Raw genomic sequence first — 21,995 nt, forward strand, 5'->3', positions numbered from 1 at the left:
TATCCACAGAGATCCTTCCCTCTAATAGTAGATCTAACAGAAGATCTCTATATAAGATCTTTCTTTATATAATTGATTTACCGCTTTCTGGAAAAAAGCATAAAAGCGATTTTCTCGCTGTTGGAAAGAAGGTAGAATACGGCTCTTTTGTTTATCTCAATGAATACCTGAGGTCGTTCATGCTTTATCACGAAACATTTGACGTCATTGTGGTTGGTGGCGGTCATGCAGGAACGGAAGCCGCTCTCGCAGCCGCTCGTACAGGCCAGCGTACGTTACTTCTTACCCATAATATTGATACATTAGGGCAGATGTCCTGTAACCCTGCAATTGGGGGAATTGGCAAAGGACATTTAGTGAAAGAAGTGGATGCAATGGGTGGATTAATGGCTGAAGCTATTGACCATGCAGGTATTCAATTTAGAACACTTAATGCTTCCAAAGGTCCAGCGGTTCGAGCCACACGAGCTCAGGCGGATCGTGCGCTTTACAAGGCTTATGTTCGCCATACATTGGAAAATACCCCGAACCTCACGCTATTTCAGCAAGCCGCCGATGATCTTATCGTCGAGAACGATCATGTACGTGGTGTGGTCACTCAAATGGGCCTCAAATTCCACGCTAAAGCGGTAGTGTTGACGGTTGGTACCTTCCTTGGTGGCAAGATCCATATTGGATTAGAAAACTTTTCCGGAGGACGCGCTGGGGATCCTCCATCGATCGCATTAGCACAGCGTTTGCGAGAACTGCCATTTCGAGTGGATCGTCTGAAAACCGGTACGCCACCACGCATCGATGCCAATAGTGTTGATTTCTCAGTGTTGGAAACACAGCACGGTGACAATCCTACCCCTGTATTTTCATTCATGGGCAAACGTGAACACCACCCACGTCAGATCCCTTGTTTTATCACGCACACGAACGAGAAAACGCACGAAGTGATCCGTAATAACTTGGATCGTAGCCCAATGTATGCGGGGATCATTGAAGGTATAGGCCCTCGTTATTGCCCTTCAATCGAAGATAAAGTAATGCGTTTCGCTGATAAAAGTAGCCATCAAATTTTTATCGAACCTGAAGGGTTAACCACCACTGAATTGTATCCAAACGGTATCTCAACCAGTTTGCCTTTTGATGTTCAAGTGCAAATTGTTCGTTCGATGAAAGGGTTTGAAAATGCCCATATTGTTCGCCCTGGGTATGCGATTGAATACGATTTCTTCGATCCTCGAGATTTAAAACAGACCTATGAAACCAAATTTGTGCATGGTCTGTTCTTTGCTGGGCAGATCAACGGTACCACTGGTTATGAAGAAGCGGCAGCACAAGGCTTAATGGCAGGCTTGAATGCCAGCCTGTACAGTCAAGAGAAAGAAGGTTGGAGCCCTCGCCGAGATCAAGCTTATATGGGCGTGTTAATCGACGATCTTTCTACTATGGGAACAAAAGAACCTTACCGTATGTTCACCTCTCGTGCAGAATATCGCTTACTGCTCCGCGAAGATAACGCTGATTTACGTCTAACCGAAAAAGCTCATGAACTGGGGCTTATCAGCGAAGAGCGTTGGGTTCGCTTTAATCAGAAAGTGGACAATATGCACAAAGAGCGTCAGCGTTTAACCGAAACATGGATGAACCCTCAGTCGAAAGAGGTGGATGCGCTGAATGCGTTATTGAAAACACCGATATCTCGTGAAGCCAGTGGTGAAGATCTACTGCGTCGCCCAGAAATGACTTATGAGCGGTTAACGTCTCTTTCTGCCTTTGCTCCTGCGTTAGAAGATCCTCAAGCGGCTGAGCAAGTGGAAATACAGGTTAAATACGAAGGGTATATTCAACGTCAGCAAGATGAAATTGAAAAATCCTTACGTCATGAACATACTAAATTGCCGGTGGAACTGGATTATAAAACCGTTAAAGGTTTATCCAATGAAGTGGTGCTTAAACTGAATGCGTCTAAGCCGGAAACGGTGGGTATTGCCTCGCGTATTTCTGGCATTACTCCAGCCGCGATTTCTATTTTGTTGGTGCACCTTAAAAAGCATGGCTTGTTGAAAAAGGGAGAGGCTGAGTAATGAATCCATTAAGAATCAGACTCGATGCACTGATTGTGCAAACCGACCTTCTTGTTTCTGAGCACCAACGAGAGCAATTGGTCGGTTATGTCGAGTTACTGAATAAATGGAATAAAGCGTATAACTTAACCTCCGTTAGAGACCCAATGGATATGTTGGTGAAACATATCCTTGATAGTATAGTGGTGAGCCCGCACTTAGTGGGAGAACGTTTTATCGATGTTGGAACTGGGCCAGGATTACCAGGTATTCCGTTGGCTATCATGAATCCAGATAAACATTTTGTGTTGCTTGATAGTTTGGGAAAACGTATTCGCTTTATCAAACAAGTCATGCATGAACTGGCGATCCATAATGTTATTCCAGTACAAAGTCGAGTCGAAGATTACCAACCTGAGCAAGGGTTTGATGGCGTTCTTAGCCGAGCCTTTGCTTCTATGCTGGATATGGTAGAGTGGTGTCAACACTTGCCTTGTGCTGAACAGGGGCGCTTTTTAGCGCTTAAAGGTCAGCACCCGGAAGAAGAAATAGCCCGACTTCCAGTGTGGTGTAATGTGACCGACATCAAAGCTTTGAATGTTCCAGAGTTGGAAGGTGAGCGTCATCTTGTAATCTTATCGCGCAAGGAATAATAGCGAGGCATACCGTGGGTAAAATTGTAGCAATCGCCAACCAGAAAGGTGGCGTGGGTAAAACAACAACCTGTATCAATTTAGCCGCTTCCATGGCTGCGACTAAACGTAAAATATTGGTGGTCGATCTTGATCCACAAGGCAATGCCACAATGGCCAGTGGGGTTGATAAGTACCAAGTCGATGCAACAGCATATGAGCTACTGGTTGAAGAAGCACCATTTGAAGATGTGGTATGTCGTAAAACATCCGGCCATTATGATTTAATCGCTGCCAATGGCGATGTTACTGCTGCTGAAATAAAATTAATGGAAGTCTTTGCTCGGGAAGTGCGCTTGAAAAATGCTCTCGCGGCAGTTCGTGATAACTATGATTTCATCTTTATTGATTGCCCGCCCTCTTTAAATCTACTTACAATCAATGCGATGGCAGCAGCTGACTCGGTACTGGTGCCAATGCAATGTGAGTACTTTGCGTTAGAGGGATTAACAGCCTTAATGGATACCATCAGTAAGTTAGCGGCCGTGGTGAATGATAACCTGAAGATCGAAGGTTTATTGCGCACCATGTATGATCCCCGTAACCGACTGGCGAATGAAGTTTCCGATCAATTAAAAAAACACTTCGGTAATAAAGTTTACCGTACTGTCATTCCTCGTAATGTTCGTCTTGCTGAGGCCCCTAGTTATGGTAAGCCAGCAATGTATTATGATAAGTACTCAGCGGGAGCTAAAGCTTATCTCGCCTTAGCTGGCGAGATGTTGCGCCGTGAAGAAATCCCCGCATAACACCGAAAAAAGGAATAATCTTACATGTCTAAACGTGGCTTAGGAAAAGGGTTAGATGCTTTACTTGCTACCAGCTCTATGGCGAGAGAAAAGCAGCAAGTCGCTTCACATAGCCAAGCGATGTCTGCGGATGGGGAGTTAACTGAACTGACCATCACCAGCCTTAAGCCCGGTATTTATCAGCCGCGTAAAGATATGTCGCCAGAAGCACTTGAGGAGCTTGCTGCCTCTATTCACTCGCAAGGTATCATTCAACCCATTGTGGTTAGGCCATTAGAGTTTGGTGGTTTTGAAATTATTGCCGGTGAGCGTCGTTGGCGAGCAGCCAAACAAGCCGGGTTAAAGCAAGTCCCCTGTTTGATCAAACGAGTGGATGATCGCGCTGCGATAGCCATGGCTTTGATCGAAAATATTCAGCGTGAAGATCTCAACGTTATTGAAGAAGCTCAAGCGCTAGAACGGCTACAAGAAGAATTTAAACTGACCCATCAACAAGTCGCCGATGTGATTGGTAAGTCACGTGCAACGGTCAGTAACCTTATACGTCTTAATCAGTTGCATGATGAGGTAAAACGGTTGGTTGAAAGTAAGCAACTTGAAATGGGTCATGCTCGTGCCTTATTAGTTTTGCCTGCTGAGCAACAGATCGCGTGTGCTGAAGTCATGGTTAAAAAACATTTAACTGTCCGTCAGGCAGAAGCGTTGGTTAAACGTTGGCTTAATAACGAAGAAAAGAAAGAGCCACAAAAACTCAACCTTGATGAAGAAGTGGAACAACAATTGAGTATCATAGCTCAGCGGCTCAAAGCACCAATGGCGATACAATTGCAGGCCAATGGAAAGGGTCGAGTTGTTATTGATTTTACCGACCAAGAGCAGTTGACCCATTTACTGAAACAATTAGATACGATTGCACAGTAAATATAGCTCACAGAATCTCTTTTCTGTGGCTTGGTTCACCCACTTTAAGTTGAGTTTTTACGATACATATATATAATTTCGAAGCTTTTTTCACCGAGTTGTAAAGTTTTTTTAACTTAATACAACTGGGTGAGTGATACAGAAAACAGGTGCTTTTGATGTTTATAGCAGCGCAGAGTCGGCAAGCAAAGGCGGCATTTCGAATCGTTCACCTCCAGCTTGCGTTCTTACTGCTGATCGGAGGCGTAACGTATATGTACTGGGGACCCAATCCCGCTCGTTTTATCTTGAAAGGTGGAGCGATTGCGGTGATTGGTAACTATGTCTATACACTGTTTGCCTTCCTCCCTAAACCCAATGCAGACGGTACCGTTTTGCTTGGTTTTATTATGATGGGGTGGGCTTTGAAGCTGGTGTTAACCATTACCATGTTTGTGTTAATTTTTAATTTAGCCGATGTTCAGCACCCTGGTGCTATGATGTCTGGTTATAAATTAACGCTCCTTGTTTTTTGGGTGGCACCAATACTACTTACCGCAAAAAATGGGAACCACCATGGCTGATACTCCGAAGGAATATATTCAGCATCACCTCACAAGCGCTCAAGTTTGCTTGGTTGATGGCAACATCACCACAAACTACGGTTGTGCTGATGCTGGATTTTGGACGTTAAACTGGGATGCGTTATTGTTCTCAGTAGGTCTAGGCATGCTATTTTTGTGGTTGTTTTATCGTGTTGGGAAAAATGCAACCACGGGAGTTCCAGGTAAATGGCAATGCTTTGTCGAAATGCTCATTGAGCAAGTTGACGGCTTAGTCAAAGGAACTTTTCATGGCAAGGATAAGTTGGTCGCACCACTCGCATTAACCATTTTCGTCTGGATTTTCCTGATGAACCTAATGGACTTAGTGCCGGTGGATTATGTCCCTACCGCAATGACATTGGCAGGTGTTGAATATTTCAAGATTCTCCCTACGGTTAACTTGAATATTACCTTGGCTATGGCTATTGGGGTTATGATTTTGGTAATTGCTTATTATATCAAATACCAAGGATTTAAGGGGTTTGTTAAAGCATTCACCCTACATCCAATTAACCATTGGGCATTGATTCCTTTCAACTTAGTTCTTGAGACGGTGTCATTTTTGGCAAAACCGGTATCCCTTTCGCTACGTCTGTACGGTAACATGTACGCCGGTGAGTTGATCTTCATTCTGATCGCTATCACTTACGGTGCAGGTTTCGTACTCGGTGGCTTAGGCGTTGTCGCTCATGTCATTTGGGCCATCTTCCATGTACTGGTTATTACTCTGCAAGCCTTTATTTTTATGATGTTGACGATAGTCTATCTCAGCATGGCAAGTAATGACTCTCACTAAACTCTTTATGTAAACAACCCAAGAAAACTGGAGATTTTTATTATGGAAACTTATTTCGTTGTTGCTCTACTACTAGGTATGTGTGCTCTAGCGACTGCTTTTGGCTTTGCAATCCTAGGTGGTAAATTCCTAGAATCTGTTGCTCGTCAACCTGAAATGGCCCCTGTACTACAAACTAACATGTTTATCATCGCCGGCCTTCTTGATGCGGTTCCTATGATTGGTGTTGGTATCGCAATGTATATGCTGTTTGCATAACTGGTCCTTTTTGTCTCGCCCAGAATTGATTGGGTAAACAGAAGCAAAATAAAGGAGAGTTAGTGTGAATATCAATGCAACTCTGTTGGGCCAAACCATTGCATTTTTGCTCTTTGTTTGGTTCTGCATGAAGTTTGTATGGCCTCCTTTGATGAGAGCCATCGAAGAACGTCAGAAAAAAATTGCTGACGGTTTAGCTTCTGCTGAGCGTGCTGATAAGGCCCTAAATTTGGCTAAAAGTAATGCAGCAGACCAGCTAAAAAGTGCAAAACAAGAGGCGCTAGTCATTATTGAGCAAGCCAACAAACGCAAAGCTCAAATTTTAGACGAAGCTCGTAAAGAAGCGGCACACGAGCGTGAGCTTGTCTTGGCTCAAGGTAAGGCTGAAATAGAAGCACAAATGATGCGTGCTCGTAATGAGCTGCAAAAAGACGTGTCTTCTCTGGCTTTATTGGCTGCTGAGAAAATTGTTCAACGCACCGTCGATCAGGCAGCTAACCAAGACATACTTGATAGTATATCTGCGAAGCTATAACGGAGGGCATTTGTATGTCGGATTTGACAACGATCGCTCGTCCATACGCTAAGGCTGCATTTAGTTACGCTAGTGAACACCGTGTGGTTGATCAATGGTCAGCAATGCTTGAACTAGCGAAAACAATGTCGTTGGTACCTGAATTATCGTCAGCTGCGTTTAGCTTACAACCTGAGCAATTATTGCAGGTTTATGCGGATGTAGCGGGTGAGCAGTTCGATCAACCTATGTGTAATTTCTTACGAGTGTTGATGGAAAATCGTCGAATGGCGGTGCTTGGCGATATATCTCAGCAGTTTCAAAAGTTCGCTAATGAATCTTCTGGTACAAAAGAAGTGAACGTAGTGACCTCTTACGAGTTAAGCGATGAACAGGTTGAAACTTTAACCCGTCACTTAGAAAAACGCTATGACTGTAAAGTGAAGCTGAATTGCCAAGTTGACAGCAATCTTATTGGCGGAGCTGTTATTCGAGTGGGGGATACTATCCTCGACAACTCGTTACTGGGCCGTATTAATCGTCTGAAAGACGTGATGAAGTCTTAATTAGGGGAATTGGAGCAATGCAACTTAATTCCACGGAAATCAGCGAAATCATCAGAAAGCGAATTGAAGGTTTCAACGTTGTTTCTGATGCTCGCAATGAAGGTACTATCGTATCGGTAAGCGATGGTATCATCCGTATCCACGGCCTAGCGGACGTGATGCAAGGTGAAATGATTGAACTACCGGGTGGTCGCTATGCATTGGCACTGAACTTAGAGCGTGACTCTGTCGGTGCTGTTGTAATGGGGCCCTATGCAGATCTGAGTGAAGGCATGAAAGTGACCGGAACCGGACGTATTCTTGAAGTTCCCGTCGGTCCTGAACTATTGGGACGTGTCGTTAATACTTTGGGTGAACCTATCGATGGTAAAGGCCCAATCGATGCAAAATTAACCTCTCCTGTCGAAGTGATTGCACCTGGGGTTATCGATCGTAAATCGGTCGACCAACCCGTTCAGACTGGTTATAAATCTGTCGATGCGATGATTCCTATCGGTCGTGGTCAACGTGAGTTGATTATCGGTGACCGTCAGACCGGTAAAACAGCCTTAGCGATTGACGCCATCATTAACCAGAAAGATTCTGGTATCTATTCTATTTATGTAGCGATTGGTCAAAAAGCCTCAACGATTGCCAACGTAGTACGTAAATTAGAAGAACATGGCGCATTGAAAAACACCATTGTTGTGGTTGCTTCTGCTTCTGAGTCTGCTGCTCTACAATACCTCGCACCTTATTCAGGTTGTGCGATGGGTGAGTTCTTCCGCGATCGTGGTGAAGATGCACTGATTGTTTATGATGACCTATCAAAACAAGCGGTAGCTTATCGTCAAATTTCACTATTGTTACGTCGCCCACCGGGCCGTGAAGCTTTCCCTGGTGACGTTTTCTACCTTCACTCGCGTCTGCTTGAGCGTGCCGCTCGTGTCAGCGAAGAGTATGTAGAACGTTTTACTCAGGGGGAAGTGAAAGGTAAAACGGGTTCTTTGACTGCGCTACCTATCATTGAAACTCAAGCGGGTGACGTTTCTGCCTTCGTACCAACCAACGTAATCTCGATTACTGATGGTCAAATCTTCCTACAAACAGAACTGTTTAACGCAGGTGTTCGCCCAGCGGTTGATCCTGGTATTTCTGTTTCTCGGGTTGGTGGTGCAGCGCAGACTAAAATTATCAAAAAGCTTTCTGGTGGTATCCGTACTGCTCTGGCGGCCTATCGTGAACTTGCTGCGTTTGCTCAGTTTGCTTCTGATTTGGATGAAGCAACAAAACGCCAGCTTAATCATGGTCAAAAAGTGACTGAATTGATGAAGCAAAAGCAGTATGCACCAATGTCGGTCTTTGATCAGGCGCTGGTCATTTTTGCTGCTGAACGTGGATATTTGAACGACATTGAATTGAATAAAGTGTTGGATTTTGAATCTTCACTTCTGTCGTATGCTCATTCTCAATACGCTGAGTTTAAAGCGGAAATTGACAAGACGGGTGCTTATAACGATGAGATCGAAGCCAAACTGAAAAAATTGGTGGAAGATTTCAAAGCAACTCAGACTTGGTAATTACAACCAAAATTGTAATTAACGGAGAGTAACGATGGCCAATACAAAAGAGATTCGCAGTAAGATTGGGAGTGTGAAAAGCACTCAAAAGATTACTAAAGCAATGGAGATGGTTGCGGCTTCTAAAATGCGTCGAACGCAAGATGCAATGGAAGGACCTCGCCCATATTCAAAAATAATTCGTAAAGTCATTGGTCATTTAGCAAACGGTACTTTGGAGTATAAACACCCTTACTTAGAAGAACGTGAAGCTAAACGTGTTGGGTATATTATCGTTTCAACGGATCGCGGTTTGTGTGGTGGTTTAAACATTAACATGTTTAAAAAAGCCGTTGCTCATATGAATGAGTATGCAAACCGTGGTAGTGAGATTGAAATTGCAGTTATCGGAAGTAAGGGCAGCTCTTACTTTCGTAGCATAGGTGCAAAAATCGTAGCACAAAAAACAGGTATCGGAGACGAACCTGAGTTAGACGATTTAATCGGTTCTATCAGTGTGATGCTGACTAAGTATCATAAAGGTGAAATTGATCGTTTGTACTTATCATTTAACGAGTTTGTAAACTCGATGACTCAACAACCAAAGATGGATCAATTGTTACCTTTGCCGAAAGCGCAAGATGAATCGGAATTTAAACATGCTTGGAGTTATATGTTTGAATCTGATCAGAAAAAACTTCTCAATACATTGATGACTCGCTATATCGAAGCACAAGTCTACCAAGCGGTAGTTGAGAACTTGGCGTGTGAAATGTCTGCTCGGATGGTAGCAATGAGAGCAGCATCAGATAACGCTGGTAATCTGATTGATGACTTACAGCTGGTGTATAACAAAGCCCGTCAAACGGCGATTACCCAAGAGTTATCAGAGATTGTTGGTGGCGCTGCGGCGGTTTAACAAAGGTAATTAACAGACTAGAGGATTAACGATGGCTACAGGTAAGATCGTACAGATCATCGGTGCGGTAGTCGACGTAGAGTTTCCCCAGAGCTCAGTGCCTAGTGTTTATGATGCACTGAATGTTCAGGACTCAAAAGAACGTCTTGTTCTTGAAGTTCAGCAGCAGCTAGGCGGCGGTATTGTTCGCTGTATCGTGATGGGTAGCTCAGATGGTTTACGTCGTGGAATGGCAGTAGAAAATACTGGTGCTCCGATATCAGTACCAGTAGGGATGAAAACCCTTGGTCGTATCATGAACGTGTTAGGTGATGCGATTGATGAGCGTGGAGAAATCGGTGCAGAAGATGTTTATTCTATCCACCGTGCGGCTCCAAGCTATGAAGAACAATCCAATGTGACGGAACTGCTTGAAACGGGAGTTAAAGTCATTGACTTAATCTGTCCGTTTGCTAAAGGTGGTAAAATCGGTCTATTTGGTGGTGCTGGTGTAGGTAAGACCGTTAACATGATGGAACTTATCAACAACATCGCACTACAACACTCAGGTCTTTCCGTATTTGCTGGGGTTGGTGAGCGTACTCGTGAGGGTAACGACTTCTACCATGAAATGCAGGAAGCGGGTGTTGTTAACATTGAAAAACCTGAAGAGTCAAAAGTGGCCATGGTTTATGGCCAGATGAATGAACCACCAGGTAACCGCTTACGTGTTGCTTTGACGGGTTTGACTATGGCGGAAAAATTCCGTGATGAAGGCCGTGACGTACTGCTGTTTATCGATAACATCTATCGTTATACCCTAGCGGGAACAGAAGTATCAGCACTGCTTGGTCGTATGCCTTCAGCGGTAGGTTACCAGCCAACGCTAGCGGAAGAGATGGGGGTTCTACAAGAACGTATCACCTCAACCAAAACCGGTTCGATTACATCGGTTCAGGCCGTATACGTACCAGCGGATGACTTAACTGACCCATCACCAGCAACGACGTTTGCTCACTTGGATGCCACGGTGGTACTTAACCGTAACATCGCTGCGATGGGTTTATACCCAGCGGTTGACCCATTGGATTCTACTTCTCGTATGTTGGATCCCCTTGTTGTGGGTCAAGATCATTACGATGTAGCCCGTGGCGTTCAGTCTACGCTACAGCGTTATAAAGAGCTGAAAGACATCATTGCCATTCTTGGTATGGACGAATTGTCTGAATCTGATAAGCAATTGGTGGCTCGAGCTCGTAAGATTGAGCGTTTCTTAACTCAACCTTACCACGTTGCTGAAGTCTTTACGGGTGACCCAGGTATTTATGTACCACTTAAAGAGACTTTACGTGGCTTTAAAGGCTTATTAGCCGGTGATTATGACGACATTCCTGAGCAAGCGTTCATGTACTGCGGTACGATTGACGATGCGATAGAGAATGCCAAAAAGCTATAACGCTCAAATCTCCAAGGAGGCTTTATGACAGCATCAGTAACCTTTAACTTGGATGTAGTCAGTGCTGAAAAGCGGATTTTTTCCGGCTTAGCACGCACTATTCAAGTCTCGGGTGAAAGCGGAGATTTAGGTGTTCTGGCGGGGCACATGCCTTTACTGACTTTTGTCAGACCGGGTATGGTGCGTATTGTGACCATTAAGGGAGAGGAAGAAATTATCTACCTTTCTGGTGGCATACTTGAAGTTCAACCTAATGATGTCACGATTTTGGCAGATACGGCTATCCGCGCAGAAGAGCTAGATGAAGCGAAAGCTGAAGAAGCAAAACGTGCGGCAGAAGAAATGCTGAATGAACATCACGGGGATGTTAACTTCGCACAAGCATCGAGTGAATTGGCTAAAGCGATTGCTCAGCTACGAGTCATTGAGCTGACAAGAAAGCGTCGCTGATAATCTTCAGTACGTAATAGTTAAAGGCGGCCTTTGGTCGCCTTTTTGCTTATTTTTTACCGGAAATTAATCGCTAAAAATTAACACACACAGTGTTACCCGCTAGAATGCGGCTTATATTTTACAACGTCATAGGTAACTCATGAAATTTAGCGCAGTGATTCTCGCCGCTGGCAAAGGCACTCGTATGCACTCCAATATTCCGAAAGTACTGCATACATTAGCTGGTAAACCCATGGCCAAACATGTGATCGATACCTGTCACGGATTAGGCGCACATAATATTCACCTTGTTTATGGGCATGGTGGAGATCAGATGCAACAAGTGCTCTTGGATGAACCTGTTAATTGGGTACTGCAAGCGGAACAGCTTGGTACTGGTCATGCAGTTGACCAGGCATCAGAGCATTTTAGAGATGATGAAAAAATCTTAATTTTATATGGTGATGTTCCACTTATTTCAGAACAAACCATAGAAAGTTTACTAGAAGCGCAGCCCACAGGAGGCATTGCCTTATTGACGGTTGTGCTAGATAACCCAACAGGCTATGGGCGTATTGTTCGTAAAAATGGCCCAGTGGTTGCGATTGTTGAGCAAAAAGATGCGACAGAAGAACAAAAGCTCATTAAAGAAATTAATACCGGAGTGATGGTCGCCACAGGAGGGGACTTAAAGCGTTGGTTAGCGGGGTTGAACAATAACAATGCTCAAGGTGAATATTACCTGACGGATGTGATTGCGGCTGCCCACGATGAAGGCCGTGCGGTTGAAGCGGTACATCCTGTCAGTTCAATTGAAGTAGAAGGGGTTAATGATCGTATTCAATTAGCTCGATTAGAGCGAGCTTTTCAAGCTCGACAAGCGAATAAACTGCTGGAACAAGGGGTGATGTTACGTGATCCCGCTCGCTTTGATCTTCGTGGCGAATTACAGTGTGGTACTGATGTTGAAATCGATGTGAATGTATTAATCGAAGGTCAGGTATCGATCGGTAATAATGTTACCATTGGTGCAGGATCTATTTTGAAAGACTGTGAAATTGACGACAATACCATTATTCGTCCTTACAGTGTGATTGAAGGAGCAACCGTTGGCGAAAACTGTACGGTAGGTCCTTTTACTCGTTTACGCCCAGGGGCTGAATTACATAATGATGCCCATGTTGGCAACTTTGTTGAAATGAAAAATGCTCGTTTAGGTGAAGGTTCAAAAGCGAACCATTTAACTTATTTGGGTGATGCCGAAATTGGTCAGCGAGTGAATATCGGTGCGGGTGTGATCACCTGCAACTATGATGGTGCAAACAAATTTAAAACTATTATTGGGGATGATGTGTTTGTGGGCTCTGATAGCCAATTAGTTGCGCCAGTGACCATCGCTGATGGTGCTACGATTGGTGCGGGAACGACACTTACCAAAAATGTGGCTCAAGGTGAGTTAGTTATCACTCGCGTGAAAGAAAAGAAAATTTCAGGTTGGCAGCGACCAGTAAAAAAATAAGTGTTTTTTTGTACCAATAGCCAGCGTCATGCTGGCTATTGGCTATTTTAAGGCTATTTATCTTGTACCACGCGAGAATTGTCAGGTGTTGTGAAGTGTTGGCTTAAATGCTTATTGGTAACAATATAGCCAACCCATAGGCCAAGCATGCAAATCATAATAGCGATGCCTGTAACCATTTGAGCTTGGCTTGCAAGGGTGGCAACAAGGGCACTGGCTAGGCTTGCCACACAAATTTGTAAGCTATTTTGTAACCCTGCCGCCGTTGCTGGGCTCTGTTTTGCGCTGGAGAGTGCTCGGTTAACAACGATGGGATATAAAGCACCATTAGCGACGGCAATTAAACAGAAGGGGGTAAGAATCGGCCAGATAGAAGTCAGAGTCCATTGTGATGCGATGAAGATAGATACACTGGATACCGTAAACAGAGCCAGAAGCTGCTTGAGTACTTGAGCGTCCCCATATTTATTCACATAACGTTTACCTAAGTATCCACCCGCCATAAAAGCGATGGTCTGTGGAATAAAACTCATCCCAATATCTTTCGCTTCGTAACCAAGCTGAGCCATAATTTCTGGCATTCCGGTTAAATAAGCAAAGAAAGCGGCAGAAGCACAAGCAAACATCAATACATTGCCTAAATAAGCTCGGCAACTGAATAAAAACGTTATGTCTTGCTTAATGGAGGTGGTTTTTGCTTCCGCGATGATATTTTCTTGTAAGCGAGTACTTACCATTAAAATGATACCCAGTATGGTGAGCACAATAAAGATACTATGCCAGCCGAGGTGATGAGTAAGTAACACACCTAATTGAGGTGCTAACGCGGGAGAGAGGGCGACTAGCGGCATAATGGTAGCGAAAATCTGTTGGCTGATATGGCTTGGGTAGCGTTTGATCACCATTGCTTGCCAGATAACAGCAGGAGCACAAACGCCGATGGCTTGAATAAAGCGTAACCCGAGCAGTTGCCAAACTTGTTCGCTGAAAGCGAGCCCACATGAAGCTAAGGTAAAAACAAATAATCCAACAATCAGCGTATTTCGGTGACCGAACTTATCTGAAGCTAGCCCCCACAATAGCTGTCCAATTGCCATTCCCATTAAAAAAACGGTCAGAGAAAGAGCAATTTGCTCTGGTCCGGTCGCAAAATCATGCTCCATGAGTTTAAAAGCAGGGAGATACATGTCGGTCGCAATGAAACCGAGCATCGAAAGTGCTGAAAGATAAAATAGCTGTAAAGTTGAGATGTTCATTTTTATTCCAATCAAAAAAATTAATTCATTTTTTCTTTATATCTGTTATTGATAGCTAGGATATATAAGGATATTTATTATATTTTTTATTGTTCTTTAAATGAAACGCGAAAATTATTAGTTATCGTGCAAAATATTTGATTGGTGTAGGTGCTATGTTTTCAAAAACATCATTAGAAATGCTAGATACAGTGGCTCGGTTAGGCAGTTTTACCGCTGCTGCAGAGGTTTTGCATAAAGTACCTTCTGCGATCAGCTATAGTGTTCGGCAAGTGGAAACAGAATTGGGGGTAGTTTTATTTCGTCGATTACCCAGAAAGGTTGAGCTGACTGTTGCGGGAGAGCTGTTTATGGTGGAAGCTCGGCAACTATTACGACAAATGGAGGAAATTAAAGCACAAACGAAACGAGCCGCACATGGTTGGCAAAGAACACTTAAGTTGACTCTTGATAATGTGGTGAAATTAGAACGAATAAAGCCATTGGTGGAAGATTTCTATCAAACGTTTGATTTTGCTGAGTTACAGATCAATATGGAAGTCTTTAATGGTTCTTGGGAAGCGATTGCACAAGGGCGAGCGGATATTGTTGTTGGTGCAACCTCTGCGGTGCCTGTTGGTGGTGACTTTGAAGTGCGTGATATGGGTATGTTGGAGTGGATTTTTGTGATGGCTCCCGATCATCCTTGTGCGCAGGTTGAGTTATTAACCGAAGAATTCGTCAGTCAGTATCCTGCGATCTGTTTGGATGACACCTCTAGTGTCTTACCCAAACGTCATACCGGACATTACTCAAAACAAAGACGTTTACTGCTACCGAATTGGTACAGTGCTAAAGAGTGTTTAAAGCAAGGGTTAGGTGTTGGATTTATGCCTAGCCATATGGCTCAGCCTTTGCTGGCTTCTGGTCAGTTAGTAGAAAGAATTTTACCAGACAACGCTCCATTGAGTCAGTGTTGTTTAGTGTGGCGAAAAGATGATAATCATAGATTGATAGAATGGATGGTCAATTACTTGGGGGATAGTGATCAATTACATCGAGATTGGCTGCAAACCTCATAAGCTGAAAAGAAAGAGCCAGCATTGTTGCTGGCTCCGAGACTCACTATTTATGGGCGTTCAAAAATGGTGGCAATACCTTGGCCAAGTCCAATACACATGGTAGCAAGCCCATATTTCACGTCATTGGCTTCCATCAAATTGATTAAAGTTGTGGAAATGCGTGTTCCAGAGCAACCCAGCGGATGGCCTAAGGCTATCGCTCCTCCATTGAGGTTAACCTTTTCATCCAATACCTCCATTAAACCAAGATCCTTAGCACAAGGCAGTGATTGAGCTGCAAATGCTTCATTCAATTCAACGAGATCAATGTCATTCATGGTAAGTCCTGCACGTTTCAAGGCTTTTTGCGTGGCTGGAACTGGGCCATAGCCCATGATGGAGGGATCACAACCAGAGACCGCCATCGATTTTACTTTGGCTCGAATGGTTAATCCAAGTGCTTTGGCTTTCGCTTCACTCATCACCAACATCGCAGAAGCTCCATCTGAAAGAGCAGAAGATGAACCCGCCGTAACCGTGCCATTGGCTGGGTCAAAGACGGGGCGCAACTGTGCTAACCCTTCAAGGGTTGTTTCTGGGCGAATGACTTCATCGTAATCTAACGTGAAGAGTGTTCCATCGGCGGCATGGCCTTCTGTTGGTAATATCTCATTTTTAAACCGTCCTTCCAGCGTCGCGGCTTGTGCCCGTTGATGAGAGCGTACGGCAAAGGTATCTTGCTGCTCACGGCTAATGCCATGCATTTTCCCCAGCATTTCAGCTGTCAGCCCCATCATACCTGCAGCTTTTGCAACCTGTTTGGATAGCTTAGGATGAAAATCCACACCATGGTTCATGGGAACATGTCCCATGTGTTCAACGCCACCGACTAAACAAATATCAGCATCTCCAACCATAATGGCACGAGTCGCATCGTGCAGCGCTTGCATGGATGAGCCACACAATCGGTTGACGGTAACAGCCCCAATGTTAATAGGTAAACCCGCTAGTAATGCAGCATTACGCGCAATATTAAAGCCTTGTTCTAGCGTTTGCTGTACACAGCCCCAATAAATATCTTCGATCTCTTGGGGGTTCACTTGTGGGTTACGTGCTAAAATTCCTTTCATTAAATGTGCTGAGAGATCTTCGGCTCGCTGGTGACGAAAAGCCCCGCCTTTGGAGCGACCCATTGGGGTACGAAGGCAATCAACAATCACTACATTCTTCATTTTGTCATTCCTTTTCCATGCTTACGGGGTTAGAGCGAAATAGGCTTTTGAGTGGGGTAAAAAGATTGCCCTTTTTCAGCCATATCCAGCAGTAGTGGTGGCAAATGATACATAGCCCCTAAATGCTGATGTTGTTTCGCCATTGTGATGTAGTTATCTAACCCTAGCGTATCTAGATAACGGAACACTCCACCCCGAAAAGGAGGGAAACCTACCCCATAGACGAGTGCCATATCGGCTTCTTGAGGTGAAGCAATGATTCCTTCTTGTAGACAAAGCACAACTTCATTAATCATCGGAATCATCATTCGTTCAATGATGGTTTGAGCTTCAAAAGTCTGAGTGCTCGCACAAACGTCAGCGAGAAGAGGTAAAATATCATCAGAGAATCGTTTTTTAGGCTTGCCTTTTTTATCTATCGAGTAGCAGTAAAAGCCTTGGCCATTTTTTTGGCCCAATTTATTTGCTTCATATAACACATCAATAGCATCTCGACCTTGTTTTCCCATTCGCTCAGGAAAACCTTCCGCCATAACGGCTTGGGCATGATGAGCCGTATCAAGTCCGACCACATCCAATAGATAAGCTGGCCCCATTGGCCAACCAAATTGACGTTCCATCACTTTATCTACTTGAGTGAAGTCAGCACCATCCCGCAGCAGTAGACTAAACCCACCAAAATAAGGGAATAAAACGCGGTTAACAAAAAATCCAGGGCAGTCGTTCACAACGATGGGGGACTTACCCATTTTAGCTGCATAAGCAACAACACGATTAATGGTGTCGTCAGAGGTTTTCTCGCCCCGAATAATTTCTACAAGCGGCATACGATGAACGGGATTGAAAAAGTGCATGCCACAGAAATTTTCTTGACGTTTCAGTGACTTGGCGAGCAAATTAATGGGAATAGTAGACGTATTGGACGTGATGATGGTGTTATCCGAAACTTGGCTTTCAACTTCACTCAATACCGCCGCTTTAACTTTAGGATTCTCGACCACTGCTTCAACAATCACATCAGCCTGATCTATACCCGCATAATGTAAGCTTGGGGTGATAGAGGCGAGAATTTCAGCCATTTTAAAACCGTTGATTTTGCCACGCTCCAGTTGCTTGTTCAGTAACTTAGAGGCTTCAGCCATGCCTAAATCGAGAGAACCTTGGGCAATGTCCTTCATCAACACGGGGACGCCTTTGGTTGCCGATTGATAAGCAATGCCGCCACCCATAATTCCTGCACCTAAAACCGCTGCACGTTGCGTCTCTTGGCGGGCAGATTTGGCAGACTGTTTAGCTAACCCTTTTATATGTTGGTCATTAAGAAATAGCCCAACCAATGCTTTCGCTTCTGTTGATTTAGCAAGTTGAATAAAATGTTGGCGTTCAATGGCTAATGCTTCATCTCTAGCATAGTTTGCAGCCTGTTCTATAGCGATAACCGAGATCATCGGAGCTGGATAATGTTGACCAGCAACTTGAGCAACGACACCTTTTGCCATGGTAAAGCTCATCATGGCTTCAATTTTACTTAATGTCAGCGAAGTAGTTTTTTGCTTACGGCGTGTTAGCCAATCTATTTTTTCATTTATGGCTTGTTTGATTGTTGCAAGGGCTGATTCATGTAATCGATCACTATCCACAATGGCATCGAGTAAGCCCAGTTTTAGAGCTTCTTCTGCTCGACAGACTTTACCTTGGGTAATGATTTCCATTGCGCTGTCAGCGCCAATCAAGCGTGGTAGCCGGACCGTCCCCCCAAACCCAGGCATAATGCCCAGTTTCGTTTCTGGCAGCCCAATACTAGTGGTGTGATCACCAATACGAAAATCGGTTGCAAGGACACACTCACAACCGCCACCAAGGGTAAAACCTGTGAGCGCTGATAGTGTTGGAACGGGTAGATCTTCGAGCTTATTGAAGATGTTATTCGCAAAACGCAACCATTGATCAAGCTCTTCATCAGGCAGTTCGAATAAACCTAAAAATTCAGTAATATCTGCGCCGACAATAAAGGCTGATTTATTTGATGTGAGAATGAGCCCTTTGAGCTCAGAATAGGAATATAGGGCATCTAATGCTTCATTCAGTGAAGTCAAAGTTGCAAGATCAAGTTTGTTGACGGACTCTGGAGAGCAAAAACTTAACTCTACGATACCATCCTGTAATTCTTTTACCTGTAGGGTTTTGGCTTGGTAAATCATTGTCTATCTCCGTGACATACAATCGGTGATTGTGTGTGAGAGTTTTTGTTGTCTTCATATTCTGGTTAGACCAGTAGAGTTAGTTTGTACCGAGGATGAATTATTTTCAATACATTTTTTAAACAAGTGTTTAACATTGTGCGTTCATCACCAATCCTAAACTCCTTTTGAGGTTCGTGATACACTGGTCGCCCTTTTACCGTTGACGATTAAGAGATGAATCTTCAGCCCTATTCAATTCCTGCGGCCCCTATTTTATTTGAAGAAGAAATCAAGAAGAGTCGCTTTATCACGTACTTAGCTCATACTCCCAGTGTTGATGCCGCTAAAGCTTTTATTGCTGCAATTAAAGAGCAACATGTGGATGCGAGGCATAACTGTTCGGCTTTTATTGCTGGCCGACCAGAGAACTCCACACTGTGGGGGTTTAGTGACGATGGTGAACCATCAGGCACAGCGGGAAAACCGATGTTGGCGCAACTATCAGGATCTGGGATTGGAGAAATTACGGCCGTTGTCACACGGTATTATGGCGGTATTCGCTTAGGAACAGGTGGGCTGGTTAAAGCGTATGGTGGTGGTGTTCAACAAGCACTTAAGCGGCTTCAAATAAATGAGAAAAAAATCACCACAAAATTATCGCTAACGCTAGACTACAGTTTACTTACTCTGGTTCAGTCAATAATGGGACAGTATGATGCCGTACAAATTGAGGCTCAATATGGTGGAATGGTACAGATGGTTATTGAATTACCATGTATAGAAGTGGGCATTTTTACTCAAAATATCACCAACAAGAGTAGTGCGAAAATTCTTGTTACTCACATAGATCATACTTAGGAAATTAGAAGCCAAGCTTCGTTATTTTGTCATGCAATTTCGTTCTATTATTCGAATCGTAGGGCTACTTCTTGCCCTATTTAGTGTGTCTATGCTGATACCCGCAACGGTCGCTTTGATCTATGGGGATGGGGCGGGCGTTCCTTTTGTTTCTACTTTTTTTGTTTTGCTGTTTTTAGGGGCTCTACTTTGGTTTCCTAATCGGCATCATAAACATGAACTTAAAGCTCGAGATGGTTTTTTAATTGTCGTCTTATTTTGGACGGTGATTGGTAGTGCCGGTGCTCTTCCTTTTCTATTAGCGGATAATCCGAATGTTTCCGTTCCCGATGCTTTTTTTGAATCATTCTCTGCTTTAACCACAACGGGTGCTACGGTTATTGTTGGGCTCGATCATTTACCAAAAGCCATTTTATTTTATCGCCAATTTTTGCAATGGTTTGGTGGGATGGGGATCATTGTTCTTGCGGTTGCTATCCTCCCTGTATTAGGAATCGGAGGAATGCAGCTCTACCGCGCTGAAATTCCTGGCCCAGTCAAAGATAATAAAGTGACTCCAAGGATCGCCGAAACGGCTAAAGCACTTTGGTACATTTATTTAAGTTTAACCATCGCTTGTGCTGCAGCTTTTTGGTTTGCGGGAATGAGTTTGTTTGATGCTATTTGCCACAGTTTTTCAACCATAGCGATTGGTGGCTTTTCAACCTATGATGCCAGCATGGGTTATTTTAATAGTTATGCGATAAATTTAATCACCGTCATTTTCCTGCTGATTTCAGCTTGTAACTTCACCTTGCATTATGCGGCTTTCACTAGCGGGGGCATCCATCCTAAATACTATTGGGCGGATAGAGAATTTCGAGCATTTTTAGTCATTCAGAGTCTGTTATTTTTGATCTGTTTTTTGGTGATTCTCAAACACCATAATTACGATTCTTTATATGAAGCCTTTGACGTTACTCTCTTTCAAACCGTATCCATATCCACAACAGCTGGATTTACGACCACCAGTTTTTCAGAGTGGCCGCTTTTTTTGCCAGTGTTACTGCTCTTTTCATCATTTATTGGCGGATGTGCGGGTTCTACTGGGGGGGGAATGAAGGTTATTCGAATCTTCTTACTTACCTTGCAAGGTGCTAGAGAAATGAAACGACTCGTCCACCCAAGAGCCATCTATCCCATTAAATTAGGTGGTAGTGCATTGCCACAACGTGTTGTAGATGCGGTATGGGGTTTTTTTTCCGCCTATGCATTGGTTTTTGTTGTCTGCATGCTGGCTTTAATTTTTACAGGGATGGATGAACTGAGCGCGTTTTCTGCCGTTGCTGCAACCCTTAATAACTTAGGGCCCGGTTTAGGCGAAGTGGCTGCACATTTTGGTGATATCAATGATGCAGCTAAATGGATTTTAGTGGTCTCTATGCTATTTGGACGGCTAGAAATTTTCACTTTATTAATATTGTTAACGCCAACCTTTTGGCGTAGCTGAGGATGATCTTGTGAAGGTACTGATGTTGTATTCCTCAAGGGAAGGGCAAACACAAAAGATACTCCAATTTATTGCAGAAACGCTGAATCCAGCGATGTGTGATATTCGAGATCTTCATCAATGCAACTCTATAGACTTATTGGCTTATGACAAAGTGTTGATTGGAGCCTCTATTCGATATGGCCATCTTAATCGAAAACTGTATGAGTTTATCGAGTGTCATTCAATACAATTAAAACAGGTTAAGGCCGCTTTTATTTGTGTGAATTTGACGGCTCGTAAAGAAGAACAAAAGAAAGATACACCAGAAGGCAGTGTCTATATTCAGACCTTTTTGAAAAAATCAGCTTGGCACCCTAACTTAATCGGTGTGTTTGCTGGAGCACTTTACTACCCACGCTACCGTTTTTTCGACAAAATGATGATTCGATTCATCATGTATTTAACGGGGGGTGAAACGGATACATCAAAAGAAGTGGAATACACTAACTGGGATAAAGTCACTTTATTTAGTGAAAAATTTGCAAAAATGTAAATAAAAGAAATGTTTTTAGTTGTGGCATGTTGTTTTTTTCATCAAAGAATATTAGTCAGAAAAAAATAGAAAAAAACACTTGCCAATGTGATGTCGATCTCTATAATGCCGCCTCGCTGTCACGGGAAAGTGCCTCAGTGCCAACCCAAACAGCAGGTAATTTTACAAGGGTAACACCTCAAAAATAAACGTAAAAAAGTGTTTGACACCGACGTTTATCTCGCTAAAATTACCGCCTCTTCCGATACGGTGTAAGCCAAACGGTAAGAACGCTCTTTAACAATTTAAACCAATCAATCTGTGTGGGCACTCGTTGATGATAATCAAAAAGATTTATCGATGAACTGAGTGACCAATCAGAATCAAGTTTACTTGATTTTGGCACAGTCAATTCATTATCGTTCTGTTGGAACGATAATAGCTTT

21 protein-coding genes are annotated in these 21,995 nt (G+C 43.6%); 18 read left to right on the forward strand and 3 right to left on the reverse strand.

Annotation, left to right across the window (positions count from 1 at the left end):
- Nucleotides 1-179: 179 nt before the first annotated feature.
- The 14 genes from mnmG (at nucleotide 180) to glmU (ending at nucleotide 12,977) form a co-directional block, all read left to right on the forward strand.
- On the forward strand, nucleotides 180-2,075 hold the full coding sequence (gene mnmG, locus B5D54_RS12310; RefSeq protein WP_078926839.1) for a tRNA uridine-5-carboxymethylaminomethyl(34) synthesis enzyme MnmG: 1,896 nt from the start codon (nucleotides 180-182) through the stop codon (nucleotides 2,073-2,075).
- Entirely contained in the window at nucleotides 2,075-2,707 is a 633-nt protein-coding gene (gene rsmG, locus B5D54_RS12315) for a 16S rRNA (guanine(527)-N(7))-methyltransferase RsmG (RefSeq protein WP_078926840.1), read from the forward strand. Before mnmG ends, rsmG begins: the two co-directional genes overlap by 1 nt.
- A gap of 14 nt (nucleotides 2,708-2,721) precedes the next feature.
- Nucleotides 2,722-3,495, forward strand: coding sequence for a ParA family protein (locus tag B5D54_RS12320; protein WP_078926841.1), 774 nt, complete (start codon nucleotides 2,722-2,724; stop codon nucleotides 3,493-3,495).
- A 24-nt stretch (nucleotides 3,496-3,519) separates the two neighbouring features.
- The gene (locus tag B5D54_RS12325; RefSeq protein ID WP_078926842.1) at nucleotides 3,520-4,416 is read left to right on the forward strand and encodes a ParB/RepB/Spo0J family partition protein; all 897 of its coding nucleotides are present in this window, start codon (nucleotides 3,520-3,522) and stop codon (nucleotides 4,414-4,416) included.
- Nucleotides 4,417-4,574: 158 nt separating this feature from the next.
- Nucleotides 4,575-4,979 (forward strand): ATP synthase subunit I, encoded by a 405-nt coding sequence (locus tag B5D54_RS12330; protein ID WP_078926843.1) that lies wholly within the window; start codon nucleotides 4,575-4,577, stop codon nucleotides 4,977-4,979.
- Nucleotides 4,972-5,796, forward strand: a complete 825-nt coding sequence (atpB, locus tag B5D54_RS12335) for a F0F1 ATP synthase subunit A (RefSeq protein WP_078926844.1) — start codon at nucleotides 4,972-4,974, stop codon at nucleotides 5,794-5,796. Before B5D54_RS12330 ends, atpB begins: the two co-directional genes overlap by 8 nt.
- A 42-nt stretch (nucleotides 5,797-5,838) precedes the next feature.
- The gene (gene atpE / locus B5D54_RS12340; protein ID WP_078926845.1) at nucleotides 5,839-6,054 is read left to right on the forward strand and encodes a F0F1 ATP synthase subunit C; all 216 of its coding nucleotides are present in this window, start codon (nucleotides 5,839-5,841) and stop codon (nucleotides 6,052-6,054) included.
- Between the two features lie 64 nt (nucleotides 6,055-6,118).
- Nucleotides 6,119-6,589 carry a F0F1 ATP synthase subunit B gene (atpF, locus tag B5D54_RS12345; protein WP_078926846.1) on the forward strand — a complete coding sequence of 157 codons (471 nt, stop codon included), beginning with the start codon at nucleotides 6,119-6,121 and terminating at the stop codon, nucleotides 6,587-6,589.
- Between the two features lie 14 nt (nucleotides 6,590-6,603).
- Nucleotides 6,604-7,134, forward strand: a complete 531-nt coding sequence (locus B5D54_RS12350; RefSeq protein WP_078926847.1) for a F0F1 ATP synthase subunit delta — start codon at nucleotides 6,604-6,606, stop codon at nucleotides 7,132-7,134.
- A 17-nt stretch (nucleotides 7,135-7,151) separates the two neighbouring features.
- A complete protein-coding gene (gene atpA / locus B5D54_RS12355; protein WP_078926848.1) occupies nucleotides 7,152-8,693 on the forward strand; it encodes a F0F1 ATP synthase subunit alpha in 1,542 nt (513 codons plus the stop codon).
- Between the two features lie 34 nt (nucleotides 8,694-8,727).
- Nucleotides 8,728-9,591 carry a F0F1 ATP synthase subunit gamma gene (gene atpG, locus B5D54_RS12360; RefSeq protein WP_078926849.1) on the forward strand — a complete coding sequence of 288 codons (864 nt, stop codon included), beginning with the start codon at nucleotides 8,728-8,730 and terminating at the stop codon, nucleotides 9,589-9,591.
- A gap of 31 nt (nucleotides 9,592-9,622) precedes the next feature.
- Nucleotides 9,623-11,026, forward strand: a complete 1,404-nt coding sequence (gene atpD, locus B5D54_RS12365) for a F0F1 ATP synthase subunit beta (RefSeq protein WP_078926850.1) — start codon at nucleotides 9,623-9,625, stop codon at nucleotides 11,024-11,026.
- Nucleotides 11,027-11,050: 24 nt separating this feature from the next.
- On the forward strand, nucleotides 11,051-11,476 hold the full coding sequence (locus B5D54_RS12370) for a F0F1 ATP synthase subunit epsilon (RefSeq protein WP_078926851.1): 426 nt from the start codon (nucleotides 11,051-11,053) through the stop codon (nucleotides 11,474-11,476).
- 142 nt (nucleotides 11,477-11,618) lie between these two features.
- On the forward strand, nucleotides 11,619-12,977 hold the full coding sequence (gene glmU, locus B5D54_RS12375; RefSeq protein WP_078926853.1) for a bifunctional UDP-N-acetylglucosamine diphosphorylase/glucosamine-1-phosphate N-acetyltransferase GlmU: 1,359 nt from the start codon (nucleotides 11,619-11,621) through the stop codon (nucleotides 12,975-12,977).
- Between the two features lie 53 nt (nucleotides 12,978-13,030).
- Here glmU and punC read toward each other — a convergent pair whose 3' ends face one another.
- Nucleotides 13,031-14,233 carry a purine nucleoside transporter PunC gene (gene punC, locus B5D54_RS12380; protein ID WP_078926854.1) on the reverse strand — a complete coding sequence of 401 codons (1,203 nt, stop codon included), beginning with the start codon at nucleotides 14,231-14,233 and terminating at the stop codon, nucleotides 13,031-13,033.
- 155 nt (nucleotides 14,234-14,388) lie between these two features.
- Here punC and punR point away from each other — a divergent pair, with 155 nt between their 5' ends.
- The gene (gene punR, locus B5D54_RS12385) at nucleotides 14,389-15,294 is read left to right on the forward strand and encodes a DNA-binding transcriptional activator PunR (RefSeq protein WP_078926855.1); all 906 of its coding nucleotides are present in this window, start codon (nucleotides 14,389-14,391) and stop codon (nucleotides 15,292-15,294) included.
- A 47-nt stretch (nucleotides 15,295-15,341) separates the two neighbouring features.
- On the opposite strand, the gene fadA is transcribed toward punR, so the two are convergent.
- Together fadA and fadB are read right to left on the reverse strand one after the other, a co-directional pair.
- Nucleotides 15,342-16,505, reverse strand: coding sequence for an acetyl-CoA C-acyltransferase FadA (fadA, locus tag B5D54_RS12390; protein ID WP_078926856.1), 1,164 nt, complete (start codon nucleotides 16,503-16,505; stop codon nucleotides 15,342-15,344).
- Between the two features lie 29 nt (nucleotides 16,506-16,534).
- Nucleotides 16,535-18,706, reverse strand: a complete 2,172-nt coding sequence (gene fadB / locus B5D54_RS12395) for a fatty acid oxidation complex subunit alpha FadB (RefSeq protein WP_078926858.1) — start codon at nucleotides 18,704-18,706, stop codon at nucleotides 16,535-16,537.
- A gap of 216 nt (nucleotides 18,707-18,922) precedes the next feature.
- Here fadB and B5D54_RS12400 point away from each other — a divergent pair, with 216 nt between their 5' ends.
- From B5D54_RS12400 to hemG, 3 genes are read left to right on the forward strand one after another with little or no spacing between them, the layout of a single operon-like run.
- Complete coding sequence (locus B5D54_RS12400) at nucleotides 18,923-19,546, forward strand: YigZ family protein (RefSeq protein ID WP_078926860.1); 624 nt, start codon at nucleotides 18,923-18,925, stop codon at nucleotides 19,544-19,546.
- 31 nt (nucleotides 19,547-19,577) lie between these two features.
- Nucleotides 19,578-21,035, forward strand: coding sequence for a TrkH family potassium uptake protein (locus tag B5D54_RS12405; protein ID WP_078926862.1), 1,458 nt, complete (start codon nucleotides 19,578-19,580; stop codon nucleotides 21,033-21,035).
- Between the two features lie 22 nt (nucleotides 21,036-21,057).
- The gene (gene hemG, locus B5D54_RS12410) at nucleotides 21,058-21,570 is read left to right on the forward strand and encodes a menaquinone-dependent protoporphyrinogen IX dehydrogenase (RefSeq protein ID WP_078926863.1); all 513 of its coding nucleotides are present in this window, start codon (nucleotides 21,058-21,060) and stop codon (nucleotides 21,568-21,570) included.
- Nucleotides 21,571-21,995: the final 425 nt, after the last annotated feature.

It is taken from the genome of Vibrio cincinnatiensis DSM 19608 (assembly GCF_900167345.1).
GTDB classification, from domain to species: domain Bacteria; phylum Pseudomonadota; class Gammaproteobacteria; order Enterobacterales; family Vibrionaceae; genus Vibrio; species Vibrio cincinnatiensis.

Bases quoted from the DNA above. Each gene is read 5' to 3' on its own strand.
- atpD (WP_078926850.1), top strand. From the start codon at position 9,623: ATGGCTACAGGTAAGATCGTACAGATCATCGGTGCGGTAGTCGACGTA.
- B5D54_RS12405 (WP_078926862.1), top strand. From the start codon at position 19,578: ATGCAATTTCGTTCTATTATTCGAATCGTAGGGCTACTTCTTGCCCTA.
- atpE (WP_078926845.1), top strand. From the start codon at position 5,839: ATGGAAACTTATTTCGTTGTTGCTCTACTACTAGGTATGTGTGCTCTA.
- hemG (WP_078926863.1), top strand. From the start codon at position 21,058: ATGTTGTATTCCTCAAGGGAAGGGCAAACACAAAAGATACTCCAATTT.
- atpG (WP_078926849.1), top strand. From the start codon at position 8,728: ATGGCCAATACAAAAGAGATTCGCAGTAAGATTGGGAGTGTGAAAAGC.
- B5D54_RS12350 (WP_078926847.1), top strand. From the start codon at position 6,604: ATGTCGGATTTGACAACGATCGCTCGTCCATACGCTAAGGCTGCATTT.
- glmU (WP_078926853.1), top strand. From the start codon at position 11,619: ATGAAATTTAGCGCAGTGATTCTCGCCGCTGGCAAAGGCACTCGTATG.
- fadA (WP_078926856.1), bottom strand. From the start codon at position 16,505: ATGAAGAATGTAGTGATTGTTGATTGCCTTCGTACCCCAATGGGTCGC.
- atpB (WP_078926844.1), top strand. From the start codon at position 4,972: ATGGCTGATACTCCGAAGGAATATATTCAGCATCACCTCACAAGCGCT.
- punC (WP_078926854.1), bottom strand. From the start codon at position 14,233: ATGAACATCTCAACTTTACAGCTATTTTATCTTTCAGCACTTTCGATG.
- atpA (WP_078926848.1), top strand. From the start codon at position 7,152: ATGCAACTTAATTCCACGGAAATCAGCGAAATCATCAGAAAGCGAATT.
- rsmG (WP_078926840.1), top strand. From the start codon at position 2,075: ATGAATCCATTAAGAATCAGACTCGATGCACTGATTGTGCAAACCGAC.
- B5D54_RS12330 (WP_078926843.1), top strand. From the start codon at position 4,575: ATGTTTATAGCAGCGCAGAGTCGGCAAGCAAAGGCGGCATTTCGAATC.
- B5D54_RS12400 (WP_078926860.1), top strand. From the start codon at position 18,923: ATGAATCTTCAGCCCTATTCAATTCCTGCGGCCCCTATTTTATTTGAA.
- B5D54_RS12325 (WP_078926842.1), top strand. From the start codon at position 3,520: ATGTCTAAACGTGGCTTAGGAAAAGGGTTAGATGCTTTACTTGCTACC.
- fadB (WP_078926858.1), bottom strand. From the start codon at position 18,706: ATGATTTACCAAGCCAAAACCCTACAGGTAAAAGAATTACAGGATGGT.
- B5D54_RS12370 (WP_078926851.1), top strand. From the start codon at position 11,051: ATGACAGCATCAGTAACCTTTAACTTGGATGTAGTCAGTGCTGAAAAG.
- mnmG (WP_078926839.1), top strand. From the start codon at position 180: ATGCTTTATCACGAAACATTTGACGTCATTGTGGTTGGTGGCGGTCAT.
- punR (WP_078926855.1), top strand. From the start codon at position 14,389: ATGTTTTCAAAAACATCATTAGAAATGCTAGATACAGTGGCTCGGTTA.